This window comes from Mesorhizobium sp. M0437 (assembly GCF_040321335.1).
GTDB lineage: Bacteria > Pseudomonadota > Alphaproteobacteria > Rhizobiales > Rhizobiaceae > Mesorhizobium.
This window is the reverse complement of sequence record NZ_JAMYRK010000003.1, coordinates 160,643-174,390: the sequence shown is the minus strand read 5'-3', so window position 1 is coordinate 174,390 and position 13,748 is coordinate 160,643. Positions and strand designations below refer to the sequence as shown.

At 63.0% G+C, this 13,748-nt stretch carries 15 protein-coding genes; 9 read left to right on the top strand and 6 right to left on the bottom strand.

The window, feature by feature from the left end; genetic code table 11:
• The first annotated feature begins 17 nt into the window (after positions 1-17).
• Both NKI72_RS03515 and NKI72_RS03510 read left to right on the top strand, forming a co-directional pair.
• The gene (locus NKI72_RS03515) at positions 18-275 is read left to right on the top strand and encodes a type II toxin-antitoxin system RelB/DinJ family antitoxin (protein WP_352472285.1); all 258 of its coding nucleotides are present in this window, start codon (positions 18-20) and stop codon (positions 273-275) included.
• 1 nt (position 276) lies between these two features.
• The gene (locus tag NKI72_RS03510) at positions 277-549 is read left to right on the top strand and encodes a type II toxin-antitoxin system YafQ family toxin (RefSeq protein WP_352502059.1); all 273 of its coding nucleotides are present in this window, start codon (positions 277-279) and stop codon (positions 547-549) included.
• Between the two features lie 18 nt (positions 550-567).
• On the opposite strand, the gene NKI72_RS03505 is transcribed toward NKI72_RS03510, so the two are convergent.
• The 6 genes from NKI72_RS03505 to NKI72_RS03480 all read right to left on the bottom strand — a co-directional run bounded on the left by NKI72_RS03505 (position 568) and on the right by NKI72_RS03480 (position 5,379).
• Positions 568-1,017 (bottom strand): GNAT family N-acetyltransferase, encoded by a 450-nt coding sequence (locus tag NKI72_RS03505; RefSeq protein ID WP_352472283.1) that lies wholly within the window; start codon positions 1,015-1,017, stop codon positions 568-570.
• Complete coding sequence (locus NKI72_RS03500) at positions 1,014-1,289, bottom strand: DUF4440 domain-containing protein (RefSeq protein WP_352503012.1); 276 nt, start codon at positions 1,287-1,289, stop codon at positions 1,014-1,016. The genes NKI72_RS03505 and NKI72_RS03500 overlap by 4 nt, the downstream gene beginning before the upstream one ends.
• A 10-nt stretch (positions 1,290-1,299) precedes the next feature.
• Complete coding sequence (locus NKI72_RS03495; RefSeq protein ID WP_352503011.1) at positions 1,300-1,485, bottom strand: hypothetical protein; 186 nt, start codon at positions 1,483-1,485, stop codon at positions 1,300-1,302.
• Between the two features lie 201 nt (positions 1,486-1,686).
• Positions 1,687-2,742, bottom strand: coding sequence for a substrate-binding domain-containing protein (locus NKI72_RS03490; RefSeq protein ID WP_352472282.1), 1,056 nt, complete (start codon positions 2,740-2,742; stop codon positions 1,687-1,689).
• Between the two features lie 46 nt (positions 2,743-2,788).
• Positions 2,789-3,784, bottom strand: a complete 996-nt coding sequence (locus tag NKI72_RS03485) for an ABC transporter permease (RefSeq protein WP_352472281.1) — start codon at positions 3,782-3,784, stop codon at positions 2,789-2,791.
• An 83-nt stretch (positions 3,785-3,867) separates the two neighbouring features.
• Positions 3,868-5,379 carry a sugar ABC transporter ATP-binding protein gene (locus NKI72_RS03480; RefSeq protein WP_352472280.1) on the bottom strand — a complete coding sequence of 504 codons (1,512 nt, stop codon included), beginning with the start codon at positions 5,377-5,379 and terminating at the stop codon, positions 3,868-3,870.
• Positions 5,380-5,514: 135 nt separating this feature from the next.
• Here NKI72_RS03480 and mtnK point away from each other — a divergent pair, with 135 nt between their 5' ends.
• The 7 genes from mtnK to NKI72_RS03445 all read left to right on the top strand — a co-directional run bounded on the left by mtnK (position 5,515) and on the right by NKI72_RS03445 (position 13,673).
• A complete protein-coding gene (gene mtnK, locus NKI72_RS03475) occupies positions 5,515-6,786 on the top strand; it encodes an S-methyl-5-thioribose kinase (protein WP_352472279.1) in 1,272 nt (423 codons plus the stop codon).
• Positions 6,783-7,877 (top strand): S-methyl-5-thioribose-1-phosphate isomerase, encoded by a 1,095-nt coding sequence (gene mtnA, locus NKI72_RS03470; RefSeq protein WP_352503010.1) that lies wholly within the window; start codon positions 6,783-6,785, stop codon positions 7,875-7,877. The genes mtnK and mtnA overlap by 4 nt, the downstream gene beginning before the upstream one ends.
• 181 nt (positions 7,878-8,058) lie before the next feature.
• Positions 8,059-8,943: a helix-turn-helix domain-containing protein gene (locus tag NKI72_RS03465; protein WP_352503009.1), complete on the top strand. Its 885-nt coding sequence runs from the start codon at positions 8,059-8,061 to the stop codon at positions 8,941-8,943.
• A gap of 130 nt (positions 8,944-9,073) precedes the next feature.
• Complete coding sequence (locus NKI72_RS03460) at positions 9,074-9,733, top strand: 2Fe-2S iron-sulfur cluster-binding protein (protein ID WP_352503008.1); 660 nt, start codon at positions 9,074-9,076, stop codon at positions 9,731-9,733.
• 3 nt (positions 9,734-9,736) lie between these two features.
• A complete protein-coding gene (locus NKI72_RS03455; RefSeq protein WP_352503007.1) occupies positions 9,737-10,723 on the top strand; it encodes an FAD binding domain-containing protein in 987 nt (328 codons plus the stop codon).
• Between the two features lie 71 nt (positions 10,724-10,794).
• The gene (locus tag NKI72_RS03450) at positions 10,795-11,265 is read left to right on the top strand and encodes a nuclear transport factor 2 family protein (RefSeq protein ID WP_352503006.1); all 471 of its coding nucleotides are present in this window, start codon (positions 10,795-10,797) and stop codon (positions 11,263-11,265) included.
• Positions 11,266-11,363: 98 nt separating this feature from the next.
• The gene (locus NKI72_RS03445) at positions 11,364-13,673 is read left to right on the top strand and encodes a xanthine dehydrogenase family protein molybdopterin-binding subunit (protein ID WP_352503005.1); all 2,310 of its coding nucleotides are present in this window, start codon (positions 11,364-11,366) and stop codon (positions 13,671-13,673) included.
• Positions 13,674-13,748: the final 75 nt, after the last annotated feature.

Below are 13,748 nucleotides of genomic sequence, written 5' to 3'. Positions count from 1 at the left end.
TCTTAAGGAGTCACAACATGGCAACGGATACCGTGGTCCGCGCTCGGATCGATACGGCGACAAAGGATCAGGCAACGGAGGCCTTGGCGGCAATGGGATTGTCCGTTTCCGACGCCATTCGCCTGCTGCTGGTCCGCGTCGCCGCCGACAAGGAATTTCCCTTCCCGGTGAAAGTGCCGAACGCAACGACTCGAAAGGCCATGACCGAATTGGAACGTGGCAAGGGCAAGCCTTTCGCCTCGGCCGATGAGTTGTTCAAGGATTTGGGAATGTGACGTGCTGACGCCCGTTCGCTCTGGGCAATTCCGTCGCGACGTGAAACGTGCGGAGAAGCGGGGCAAAGATCTTGGCAAGTTGCGCGAACTGCTAGGCCTCCTGCTCGCCGGAGATGAGCTACCGGCGAGCTATAAGGACCACTCGCTGAAAGGCGATTGGAAAGGCTTTCGTGACGCTCACATAGAACCGGACTGGCTCTTGATCTACCGAGTTGCCGGCGATGAACTCCAGCTAGCTCGCACCGGCTCCCATTCCGATCTGTTCAACGAATAGCCGAAGCTGTCGCGAAACTTAGGAATTCTGCGACTGGAAAGGGAACGAGAAGCGATACACGTTGCTCTCCCGCCGCTCGAAACCAAGTTTCTGATATAAGGCGTTGGCAGCCTTTCGCGACGGGCGGGAAGTTAAGTCCACTGTTCTTGCGCCAGCCTCTTGTGCCTGCCTCAGCGCTTCTCGTGTCAGGGCTTCCGCGAAGCCCTGACCTCGATGACCAGCGTCAACAACGACATCTTCAATTATAGCCCTGATCCCCGTAGGGATTTCGAAGAGCACGAGCGTCAACATGCCAACGTAGGCACCCTCTTCCGAACGGGCTACGAGAAGAATAGTAGCAGGCGATTTTACGACCCTAGTGATGCTGTCGAATGTTGGGGTGGCTGCCGTCGTTGATAGTTGAGACACCAATTGGGAGATCGCTTCCGTCACGGTCGGAGTTGCCTCTGTCAAAACCTCAATCTTCACAAGCTACCTCTCCGAGGTTCGCAAATATCCGAAACTGACGACACATACGGAACAATCGTTCCTTGATGGAAGAGCATCTGCCATCGCCCATCAAAAAGCTTCCAGATCGAACTCCGAAGAGTCCTCCTCTCAGGCGTCCCCCCATCTGATCGGCGGATACTACGATATAGAACCAAGACAGCATCCGCCGCGATGGGCTTGACGGCGAAATCACGGATTTCAGGTAGAGTGGGTCTGCCCGAGTGCGTTTCTTGGAACAGAGAATCAATCACTACAGCTTTGTCATAAACCCGCCAGAACTGCCAAAATCCAAGAAATTTCCCCCAAAAATGGGGAGACGGCGTCCCGGGAAGAACGAACCTCTGGCCAGTGCAATTGCTGTTCGATCTGCTTAAAGACTTCAACATCAATCTCATTCGCTGACATCATCAGCCTTTCGCAAAACTCCCGATAAACCGATACTTTCACGCATGATTTTTGCAACGTTGCAAAATCGGAACTGGCGACAATTAAATCCGGCAAACCCGCGGTGAAAACATCTTCCGCAAGACAAGAAGAGCCGCCTGCAACACCCTGCAGCAGGCGGCTCTTGGTTCCGAGTACGCGTCTAGTTCCACATGTCCGCCAAAGGCTTATAGCATTGTCCGCTCTTTCCTTTTGCTTGAAACGCTACTTCGCGTTCGGGTTCGGCATCCAGGTCGGCATCGCGACATCGGCATGGGCGAATTGCGGCAGCTTGGCCGAGAGGTCCTCCATGTTCTTGATGTCCTTGTCGAGCAGATCCTTCTGGGTGATCAGCGTCGGCGGCACGATGACGTTGTGGCCGGGATCCTCGCCGGCCAGGAGCTGCGCCAGCGCACGCACCGAGACCTGGCCGACGACGGCCGGGTTGGTGGCGGCGGTTGCCGCCCAGGCGCTGTCCGGCTCGCGCATCGCGGCGATATCCGAGGTCGAGATGTCGGCCGAATAGATCTTGATGTCCTTGTTCAGCCCGGCCTCGTCGACCGCGATCTTCACGCCCTTGGCGAATTCGTCATAGGGCGCGAACATCACCTTGATGTCGGGATGGGCCGATAGCACCGAACGGGCCTGGTTGGCGACCGAATTGGCGATCGGATTGTCGAGCGTGCCGAACATGGCGGCTTCGTTGATGCCCGAATATTTCTTCTTGAATTCGACCCAGGTCTCGTTGCGGCGGTCGAGCGGCGCGATGCCGGCGACATAGACATAGCCGGCCTTCCAGCTCTCGCCATTGTCCTTGACCGCCTGTTCGAGCGCCAGGCGCGCGAGGTCGCGGTCGGACTGTTCGATCTGCGGGATCTTGGGGTTTTCGACATTGACGTCGAAGGCGACAACCTTGATGCCGGCGTCGACCGCACGCTGGGCGGCGTCCTTCATCGATTCCGTCAGTCCGTGCTGGATGATGATGCCCTGGACGCCGAGCGCGATAGCCTGGTCGACCATGTCCGCCTGAAGCGCCGCGTCCTGGCGGCTATCGAGCACGCGCAGGTCGACACCGAGCGCCTTGGCCTGCGCCTCGACGCCGGAAAGGTAGGCCTGGAAGAAGTCGCCGGTCGAGAGATAGCGGACCAGCGCTATCTTGACGGCACCCGGCTTGTCGAACGGCGCCGGCCTGTCCTGCGCTATTGCCGGCATCTGCATCAGCAATGTTGCGCCGGCAAGCCCGAGCGCTGCCTTCCCCAAAAGCCTTCTTGTGATGTTCACGTCGTTTCCTCCACTTGTTGAACCCAAAATATGACCCGGTCGAACCCTATCTCCTGCCCCTGCCGGAAAGGGCGAAGGTAAAGACAAGGGCGACCACGAGAACCACGCCCTTGACGAAATCCTGCGTGTAGTAAGGCGCGTTCATCATCGTCAGGCCTTGCAGCAGCACGCCGACAAACACCGCGCCGACAGCCGTGCCGAAGGCGTTCGGCTTGGCGGCGCCGAGAACCGCGTAACCGATGAGTGCCGCAGCCACCGCGTCGAGCAACAGATTATTACCCGAGGCGATGTCGCCGCGTCCAAGCCGGGCAGCGAGCAAAATGCCGCCGATCGAGGCAAAAACTCCCGAAATAACGTAGGCCCAGATTTTGTATGCCTTGACAGGCGCGCCGGCGAGTTCTGCGGCGCGTTCGTTGCTGCCGACCGCATACATCATGCGCCCGAAACGCGTGTATTCGAGAAAAAACCAGATCAGCACCGCCAGCACGAGCAGAACGACGACCGACACCGGAATGAGGTTCGGGATGAAGAAATCGAAGCGATGGCGGCCAAGCGCCAGGAACGCGGCGCCGAAGCTGCCGTTGGCGACCGAGCCGTCGGGCATGGTCATGCCGGTGGCGATCGAACGGCCTTCGGTCGGGATGCGCTGCAGGCCGACAAGCAGGAACATCATGCCGAGCGTCGCCAAAAGGTCCGGAACCCGCATATAGACGATCAGCCAGCCATTGATCAGGCCGACGACGGCGCCGATCACAAGACAGACGACGACCGCCACGACGGCGTTCTGCCCCAGCACCACCATGACATAGGCAGCCGCCATCATGGCGCTGGTGGCGACAGAGCCGATCGACAGGTCGAAGCCGCCGACGACCAGCGTGGCGGTGACGCCGAGCGCCAGAACGCCGGTGATGGCGACCGACTGGAAGATGAAGACAGCACTTTGCGGCGAGACGAAACCATCGGCAGCGACGGCGAAATAGCCGATCAGCCCGAACAACAGAACGATGAAGCCGTAGCGAATAGCATTGTCGCGCAGGATCATTCAGCGCTCCCGCACGCCGGCACCGTCTTTATCCAACCCGAATTCATGCCCTCTCCATTCCAATTCTCATCGTCATCCCGCCGTCAGGCTGCGCTGTGCAACGGCCCGCCCGCCACTTCGGCCAGCAGACGCTCGAGATCGACATCGGTATTGCGGTGCTCGCCGACGATCGTCTGCTCCGACATCACCAGGATGCGATCGGCCGTCTCCAGGGCTTCGTCGAGTTCGGTGACGAACAGCAGCGTCGCGCGGCCGTGGGCGCTGGCCCGCAGCTTGGCGGCGATGTCGCGCCTAGCCGAAATGTCGACGCCCTGAAAGGGCTCGTCGAGGATGAAAAGCCTTGCCGCCTGCGACATCCAGCGGGCGACCATCACCTTCTGCTGATTGCCGCCGGAAAGCGACGCCATCTCGTCCCTCTCCGAGCGGCAGACGATGCCGAGCTCCTGGATCTGCTGGCGGGCAATGGCGCGTTCGATACGGCGTTTGAGAACACCGAGACGCGACATGCGGCTGTGGAACGGCAGGCTGATATTCTCCTGGATGTTGAAGTCGCCGACGATGCCGTTTTCGCCCCGGTCCTTGGCGACGAGAAACACACCGGCGGCAATCGCTTCGCCGGTCGATGCCGGAGCATAAGGTTTCCCGTTCAGCACCATGGTCCCGGCCAGCGGCTGGCGCAGGCCGAACAGCGTCTCGGCGAGCACGGTCTTGCCGACACCGACAAGGCCGGTGATGGCAACGACCTCGCCATCGCCGAGGGTCAGCGAGATCGGCCTGGCGCCTTCAGCAATCCGCAGCGCGTCGGCAGTGAAAATTGCTTTGGCCGAATTCCTGGCGACGATCCGCTCGAGCTGGATCTTGCGGCCGAGCATGGCGTTGACCGCACCTTCGTAATCCAGCGGCTTCTTGTCGAAGATACCTGAGATAACCCCATCGCGCATCGAAATGATGCGATCGGCAAGCCGTCTGATATCCGACATACGGTGCGAGATGTAGAGGATGGCCACGCCTTGCTGGCGAAGCCGGTCGAGCAGCGCGAATAGCCGGTCGGCTTCGGCGCTGGACAGCGAGGAGGTCGGCTCGTCGAGGATCAGCACTTTCGGCCGATGCGCCATGGCGCGGGCGATCGCCACCATCTGGCGGTCGGCCAGAGAGAGATCGCTGATCCGGGCCTTGAGGTCGATGGCCAGTCCCATGCGGTGGGCCACCGCCTTTGCCTCGCGACGCACCCGGCCTGGATTGAACAGGGTCGGCACGCCGCTGCCGCTCAACCTGTCGAGGGTAAGGTTGGTGGCGACGTCGAGGTCGGCGACGACACCGTCATTGATGTTCTGGTGGACGGTAACGACGCCGGCGCGGATCGCCTCCGCCGGCGTTTTCGGGTCGAACACGTGACCGGCAAGCGACATCGTGCCGCCGCCATGGTCGTAGACACCACTGATGATCTTGACGAGGGTGGATTTGCCGGCGCCGTTGGCGCCCATCAGCACGGTCACTTCGCCGGCACGCAATTCGAGCGAGACGCCGCCAAGCACCTCGATATGGCCAAAGGATTTCCTCAGGCCGTCGACGCGGAACACGGCATCATTGCCCATTCGTTCCTCCCTGAACATGACGCTATGGGCTATATCGGCAATTGTCAACACGATTGACAATTGCCAGCAGGCTTCCTAGCTTGGCCCGACCGCGTTGGCTCCGCTATCATCGGAGCACATGAGCGGGAGGTGAGGATGACTGGGAAATCGCCGTTCGAAGCACTGTCGGTCGAGACACTGGCGGGCCGTCTCGGTGCCAACGAGGCCCTGTGTTCGCAGATCGGCAAGGATACGAGCCAGTGGAAGGTTCGTGAAGTCGGCGACGGCAATCTGAACCTGGTGTTCATCGTCGAGGGTGCTGAGGGTGCGGCCGTCGTCAAGCAGGCCCTGCCCTACGTCCGGCTGGTCGGCGACAGCTGGCCGCTGCCGCTAAAACGCTCCTTCTTCGAATACCATGCGCTGACGCGGCAACAGGCGCGGGCGCCGGGTTCGGTGCCCTATATCTATCACTTCGACGAAGGCCAGGCGCTGATCATCATGGAGTATCTGTCGCCGCACATTATCCTGCGGCGGGCGCTGATCGAAGGCCGGCAATTGCCCAACATCGCGACAGACATCGGCTTGTTCATGGCCCGCACGCTGTTTCGCGGCTCCGACCTGCATATGGCGACCAAGGACCGCAAGGCCGATCTGGCGCTGTTCGCCGACAATGTCGAACTCTGCGACATCACCGAGAACCTGGTTTTCTCGGATCCGTATTTCGATGCCAAGATGAACCGGCACACCAGCCCGCAGCTCGACGGCATTGTCGCCGAGCTGCGCGCCGACCGCGACCTCAAGGTCGAGGCGCAGCGCATGAAGCACATCTTCGCTGCCAATGCCGAGACGCTGCTGCATGGCGACCTGCATTCCGGCTCGATCATGGTCACCGACACCGAAACGAGGATGATCGACCCCGAATTCGCCTTCTACGGGCCGATCGCCTTCGACGTCGGCATGCTGCTCGCCAACTTCTGGATGGCGTTCTTCTCGCAGCGCGGCCATGAACAGGACGGAAGCCGCGACGCCATGCGTGACTATCTGATCGGCGTTACGGTCGAGACATGGTCGGTGTTTCGCGCCGAGTTCTCGCATCTGTGGCGAACCGAGCGTACCGGCATGCTCTACCAGAAGAGCCTGTTCGAAGATCAGGGCGACAGGCTTGGCGCCGAGCAGGCGCTAGACCACATGCTGCATTCGATCTGGACCGATCTGCTCGGCTTTGCCGGCGTCGAGGTTCACCGGCGAATTCTCGGCCTTGCCCACAATGCCGATTTCGAGACCATTGCCGATCCGGATCTGCGCGCCAGATGTGAGGCAAAGGCGCTGAAATTCGGCCGTCATCTCGCCGTCAACCGGCGCCAGATCCACAGCATCGACGAGGTCAACCGGTTGGCCGCGCTGATCGAACGGGAGAGCAGGATTTGAACGTCGGCGACCGCCACTACCGCACCATCTGGCCGAGTGACGACGGGCGTTCGGTGGAGATCATCGACCAGCGCTGGCTGCCGCATGATTTCCGTATCGAAAAGATCGATACCGTCGTCGGCATCGCCACGGCAATCCGCGACATGTGGGTGCGCGGGGCGCCGCTGATCGGCGTCACCGCGGCCTATGGCGTCGCCATGCAGATGGCCGACGATCCGTCGGACGCAGCACTCGACGCCGTCTGGGCAACCTTGCACGAAACGCGCCCGACGGCGATCAATTTGCGCTGGGCGCTGAACGAAATGCAGCGCTTCCTGCTGACGCTTCCGCTGGCAGAACGTGCCGCGGCTGCCTATCGGCGTGCCGGCGAGATCGCCGACGAGGATGTCGGCCTCAACCGCGCCATCGGCGCCCATGGGCTCGAAATCATCAAGGCGATCGCGGCGCGCAAGCAGCCGGGCGAACCAGTCAATATCCTGACCCACTGCAATGCCGGCTGGCTGGCCACCGTTGACTACGGCACTGCCACCGCGCCGATCTATCTGGCGACGGAAGCCGGTATTCCAGTCCATGTCTATGTCGACGAAACGCGACCCCGCAACCAGGGTGCCCAATTGACCGCCTGGGAGATGGCCGGCCACGGCGTGCCGCATACGCTGATCGTCGACAACGCCGGCGGCCATCTGATGCAGCGCGGCCAGATCGACATGGTCGTCGTCGGCACCGACAGGACCACCGCCGACGGCGATGTGTGCAACAAGATCGGTACCTATCTCAAGGCACTGGCGGCCGCCGACAACGACGTGCCGTTCTATGTCGCGCTGCCGTCGCCGACGATCGACTGGACCGTGGGCGACGGGCTGGCCGACATCCCGATCGAACAGCGCTCGCCCGACGAGGTCTCACTGGTCTGGGGCAAGACCGCTTCCGGCGAGATCGCCCAGGTCCGCGTATCCCCGGAAGGCACGCCGGCGGCCAATCCGGCCTTCGACGTGACGCCGGCGCGGCTGGTCACCGGCTTGATCACCGAACGCGGTGTCGCTACGGCCTCGCGCGAAGGCCTGAGGGTGATGTTTCCCGAGCGCGGATGATCGGCTTTTCCGGGAGGGTGCTCCGGATTTGCCTGATCTCACGATTTCTTGAACACGGCACGGTTAAAAACGCCCGTTGCCGGTCCCACATGGACGGCCGTATGCGTAGCGGCGGGGCGGCGCCCAACGCTCGAAGCCGGGGCTGCCCACGGCTCGGCGAGTGAACCAGCGGGATACCGCGATGTCATTCAGACCGTTGCTTGGTGACGGACGGGTTCGGAGCCAGGACGAGAAGTCGGAGCCCCTGCAAACCGCGTCATGGGTCAGCTCCTCGATCGTCTTCGACAACCGGCGGTGGGCGTGCCGGGAGGCGGAGCTCCGCTGGACAGCCCCTCATCATCTGATCGTGCTGACCGAAGAAGGCGGCACGTCCCATACATCCATCCGGCACGAGGCACGATCCCTTTACGACGGAATGGACCGTCCCGGAGCCCTCACCTTCGTCCCGGCAGGCGCGGAACGACAGGGCTTCTATCGCGATGTAAACCTCTCCTATTCAGCCCTGTGGATCGATCCCGATATCGGGCTTCCCGGATGCGAACGCCTGAAGAACCTGCCTATACTGGTAAACAAGAAAGACGCGGTCGTCGCCACGCTCTTGAGTTCGCTTCGTGACGAGATGGCACTCGGCCACAAGCCAGACACTGCCTATGTCGAGCATCTGGTCGCCCTCGTCAGTCTCCGCGTGGCCAACCTGAGCGGGGAGCAACCGCGGTTTGTACGTCACGGCTGTCTCAGCCGCCGGGCGCTTGGTCGCGTTCGGGATTACATCGATGCGCATATGAATTCCGACATTTCGCTAAGCGAGCTGGCAGCCGCCGCGGGCATGGCCGTCGACAGTTTTGCGCGTCGCTTCAAGGCGACGACCGGCCTTGCACCCTACGCCTATGTGATCGAGGAACGGGTGCGGCGAGCGGAGGCGCTGCTGCGCGAAACGGGTTTGTCGATCGGTGTCATTGCCTTTCGGCTCGGCTTCTCAAGCCAGAGCCACTTCACCACGACCTTCCGACGTCTGAGGGGCATGACGCCTCGTGCCTATCGGGTGAATTCTTCTCCAGAATCCTGATAGTGCCGCCGGTTTCTTGAAAGAAAGCCGCCGCCCGCACTCCCACCTCCAGTGTCGTTGGGTGACAGAACTCGAGGGTTCGCTCGGGTCAAGTTGCCGTCTGCGCTTCATTGCGACTGGGAGATCATGCATGGCCAAAACGGACAACAGGAGCGGGCCGACGCGTCGGATGGTATTGGAAGGCGGTGTTGCGACCGGGGTGCTCCTGGCTACCGGACTACCGGTTGACGCCGAGCCGGCCGAGACCGTCACGGCGGCTGCATCGTCCTCGCCGCTACCGACGATGACGATGTCGTTACGGATCAACGCGAAGGATCTTGCCGTCGAGCTCGACCCGCGGACGACGCTGCTCGACGCCCTGCGCAACCATCTCGGCCTCACCGGCTCGAAGAAGGGCTGCGACCACGGCCAGTGCGGCGCATGCACGGTGCTCGTCGATGGGCGCCGGATCAATTCCTGCCTGACGCTTGCCGCAATGCATGAAGGCGACGAGATCACCACGGTCGAGGGCCTTGCCGAGGGTGACCGGCTGCATCCGGTCCAGGCCGCCTTCGTCGCCCGCGATGGTTTCCAGTGCGGCTACTGTACGCCAGGCCAGATCTGCTCGGCGGTTGGCATGCTGGGCGAGGCGCGGGCCGGTTGGCCAAGCCATGCGAGCGCCGACGTGGCAGCGGCTTCCGTCGCTCTCACCGATGCCGAGATCCGCGAGCGGATGAGCGGCAACATCTGCCGTTGCGCCGCCTATCCGAACATTGTCGCCGCAATCCGCGACGCGGCAGAGGAGGCATGAGCAATGCAGTCCTTCACTTATGAACGTGCGGCGAGTGCTGAGCAGGCGGCGGCCGCGGTTGCGGCCCGGCCGGACGCCAAGTTCATCAGCGGCGGCACCAACCTGCTCGACCTGATGAAGCTCGAGATCGAGCGCCCAGCGCATCTCGTCGACATCAGCCGGCTGCCGCTTGATCGGATCGAGGAGACGGCGGAAGGCGGGCTTCGGATCGGTGCCCAGGTCCGCAATAGCGATCTTGCCGCCGACCCGCGGGTAAGGTCGCGCTATCCGATGCTCACGCAAGCGCTGCTGGCGGGAGCGTCCGGACAGATACGCAACAAGGCCTCGACCAGCGGCAATCTCCTGCAGCGCACGCGCTGTCCCTATTTCTACGACCGCAACATGCCCTGCAACAAGCGCCAGCCGGGTTCGGGCTGCGCGGCACTTCAGGGCTTCAATCGCATGCACGCCGTACTCGGCGCGAGCGAAGCCTGCATTGCGGTCCATCCCTCCGACATGGCGGTCGCCATGTCCGGGCTCGACGCCAGGATTGAGACCGTCTCGCCCGGCGGCGAGACCCGCACGATCCCGATCGGCGATTTCCATCGGTTGCCCGAGGCGACGCCCCAGCTGGAGACCGTGCTCGGCCACGGCGAAATAGTCGTCTCGGTTGCCCTGCCGCCGCCGCCACCCGGCCGACAGGTTTACCGCAAGGTGCGCGACCGTGCTTCCTACGCCTTCGCGCTGGTGTCGGTGGCAGCAATCGTCGAGAAAAGCGGCGACCGTATCCGAAGCACTCGGATCGCCATGGGCGGCGTGGCAGCGAAACCCTGGCGCGCGACGGAGGCGGAGCGCGCGCTGGCAGGCGCGGCGGCATCCGACGGTGCCTTTAGCGACGCGGCCGAAGCCGCGCTCGCCGGAGCCGTCGGTCATGGCGCCAATGGTTTCAAGATCCCGCTGGCGAAACGGACGATACGGCACACGCTGGCTGCTGCCGCCGAGAGTGCATGAGGCGATGCGATGACAGAGACGACGACCCCGAACCGCTGTTCCCAGATGCCGGCGCCGAGCAGGAGATCGATATGAAACTCACGCGACGCGCCGTTGCCGCCGCGGGTGGCGGCCTTCTCGTCTCTGCCGCCACAGCCTGGGGCGCCACATCCGACCCGGGAGCTCGTCACGGGCTCGAGGCCGCCGTAGACGCCTTCTTTGCCGGCTGGGCCTCTGGCGACTGGACGGCATTCCTTGACTGTTGCGATGAGACGATGACCTTCCAATTCCCTGTCGGCGAGCAACGAGGCCGACACGGACCGCCAGAGGGCAAACGGGCACTCGCAGCCTGGACCGCCGCGCATCAAGCGCAGGGGAACAGGATCACGAAATCGACCGTCGATCTCAAGCTCTTCGCCGCCGACTGGGTCATCGTCTGCGATCGCGGGAGCGGGACAATCGGTGGCGCGCCCTACACTGGCCTGCATGCGATCTTCATGCGAGCCGGCCCAACAGGGAGGCTGGTCGAGTTTCGCGAGTATTTCGGCGAGATCGCCGCGTGAGCTCCGGCCGCCGCGCGACGAACATAAAGGTGCGAGGAAGCGGCGTCGTCGCGGCCTCGATGCCTCCGAACTCCAGATGAAAAATCTTTAGGTGACTTATGAACGAGACCATACCCGGACTGCCCGGCTCCGCCACCCATTCAAGGGTGAAACCTCGTGCCGATGCTGGCATCATCGGGCGGCCGATCGACCGCATCGACGGTCCGCTCAAAGTGACGGGCGGCGCCACATACGCTTACGAGAATGAGCTGGATGGTACAGCCTATGGCTACATTCTCGGCGCCTCCGTCGCCAAGGGCCGCATCGCCGAGATCGACACGACCGAAGCCGAACGGGCGCCGGCAGTGCTGCTCGTCATGACGCACCGCAATGCGCCGGCCCAGCCGGATTTCGGCCCAACGGTCACGCCAACGGTGCCGGAGGTCTTCACGCGCCCCCGGCCCGCGCTCAACAGCGATCAGGTACGGTATTACGACGAGCCGGTCGCGCTGGTCGTTGCGGAGACGTTCGAGGCGGCGCGCGCTGCTGCGGGCCTCATCAGAGTACGTTACGACGAGGAGCCGGGCCTCTACGATCTACCGGGACATATCGCCGACGCCTACGCGCCAAAGCGGACCAATGCCGGCTTCGAGACCGACAGCGTGGTCGGCGACTTCGAGCGCGCCTTTGCGACGGCGCCGATCAAGATCGATTCCACTTACGGGACCCCCTTCGAACATCACAATCCGATGGAGCCGCATGCGACGCTTGCTGCCTGGTCAGGCAACGAGCTGACGATCCGTACATCGGCGCAGACCCTCGCGAACTTCCGGGCCGGGGTCGCCAGCACGCTTCGCATCCCGCTCGAGCGAGTGCGCATCGTCAGTCCCTTCATCGGCGGAGGCTTCGGCTCCAAGCTGATTGCCCATGCCGACACGATCCTGGCCGCACTTGCAGCGCAGGTGCTGCAGCGCCCCGTGAAGATCGCGCTGACGCGACAACAGATGTTCGCCAATGCCGGTCATCGCGCGGAGATGGTCCAACAGGTACGTCTCGGCGCGGACACTGACGGGCGGCTCACCGGGATCGCACACGATGTCTGGTCGGCAACGTCCAGCTTCGAGGAGTACTGCGAACAAACGGCAGTTTTTGCGCGCTCGCTCTACGCGGCGCCGAACCGTCTCACCCGCCATCGCCTGGTTCCGCTGGACATCAACCGCGGCGAATGGATGCGCTCGCCCGGCGAAGCGCCCGGCATGCTGGCTTTCGAATGCGCCATGGATGAGCTCGCCGAGCGCGCCGGTCTGGACCCGATCGAACTCAGGATCCGCAACGAACCGGCACAGGATCCCGAGCGCGGCGTGCCGTTCTCCACCCGCAATCTCGTCGCCTGCATGGAGGAAGGCGCCCGCCGTTTCGGCTGGGAGCGGAGAAACCCGACACCGGGCCGAACTCGGGAGGGCCGCAAGCTTATCGGCCACGGCATGGCGGCGGCGATCCGTCCGAACTATATCGGCGCGGCGACGGCGCGGGTTGCGATCGACCGGGACGGTCGGGTGACGGCGCGGCTCGACATGACCGATATTGGGACCGGCACCTATACGATCCTGACCCAGATTGCCGCCGAGAGCCTCGGCCTGCCGATCTCGTCCGTCAAGGTGGAGCTCGGTGACAGCCGCTTCCCGCGTACCGCCGGCTCCGGCGGGTCCTGGGGCGCAGCAAGCGCGGGTTCGGCCTTGTATAATGCGTGCAACGTCCTCAAGGAACGGATCCTGGAGGCGGCGCAGTCGAACGAAGCCTCGCCGTTGCGCGGCGCGAACGCCACCGAGGCAAGCTTTGCCGACGGCGAGGTCAGGGTCGGCCAGCGATCGGCGAGCCTGACCGATCTTATCCGAGGGATCTCTCCCGATGGACTCGAAGCCGAAGGCTCCGTAGCCGCGGGCGCCACCACCCAGTCATACAAGACCTATTCGCAGCATTCCTATGGCGCGCATTTCGCAGAGGTCGCTGTCGATTGCGATACCGGTGAAATCCGCATGCGCCGGATGCTGGCTGTGATCGGCGCGGGCCGTATCCTCAACGCCAAGACCGCGCGCTCGCAAATCATCGGCGGCATGACCTGGGGGATCGGTGCAGCGCTGATGGAGCAGACGGTGCTCGACCCGCGCTACGGCCACTTCGTCAATCACGATCTTGCCGAGTATCATGTGCCGGTCAATGGCGATGTCCCCGATATGGAGGTCGCCTTCCTCGAGGAAGACGACGACAAGGCCAACCCGCTTGGCGCAAAGGGTCTCGGCGAGCTCGGCGTGTGCGGTGCGGGGGCTGCTGTCGCCAACGCCGTTTACAACGCGGCCGGCGTGCGAGTGCGTGAATTTCCCATCACCTTGGACAAGGTGCTGCCTGCCTTACCTGTGATCGCTATTTGACGCTCTCCTCCCTCGCCCTCAACGGTGACCAGGTCGAAACGGATCGCTATTTCTGCGCCATCGACGACGACGCCG

Bases quoted from the DNA above. Each gene is read 5' to 3' on its own strand.
- NKI72_RS03515 (WP_352472285.1), top strand. From the start codon at position 18: ATGGCAACGGATACCGTGGTCCGCGCTCGGATCGATACGGCGACAAAG.
- NKI72_RS03485 (WP_352472281.1), bottom strand. From the start codon at position 3,784: ATGATCCTGCGCGACAATGCTATTCGCTACGGCTTCATCGTTCTGTTG.
- NKI72_RS03455 (WP_352503007.1), top strand. From the start codon at position 9,737: ATGCAGTCCTTCACTTATGAACGTGCGGCGAGTGCTGAGCAGGCGGCG.
- NKI72_RS03450 (WP_352503006.1), top strand. From the start codon at position 10,795: ATGAAACTCACGCGACGCGCCGTTGCCGCCGCGGGTGGCGGCCTTCTC.
- NKI72_RS03465 (WP_352503009.1), top strand. From the start codon at position 8,059: ATGTCATTCAGACCGTTGCTTGGTGACGGACGGGTTCGGAGCCAGGAC.
- NKI72_RS03480 (WP_352472280.1), bottom strand. From the start codon at position 5,379: ATGGGCAATGATGCCGTGTTCCGCGTCGACGGCCTGAGGAAATCCTTT.
- NKI72_RS03460 (WP_352503008.1), top strand. From the start codon at position 9,074: ATGGCCAAAACGGACAACAGGAGCGGGCCGACGCGTCGGATGGTATTG.
- NKI72_RS03445 (WP_352503005.1), top strand. From the start codon at position 11,364: ATGAACGAGACCATACCCGGACTGCCCGGCTCCGCCACCCATTCAAGG.
- mtnK (WP_352472279.1), top strand. From the start codon at position 5,515: ATGACTGGGAAATCGCCGTTCGAAGCACTGTCGGTCGAGACACTGGCG.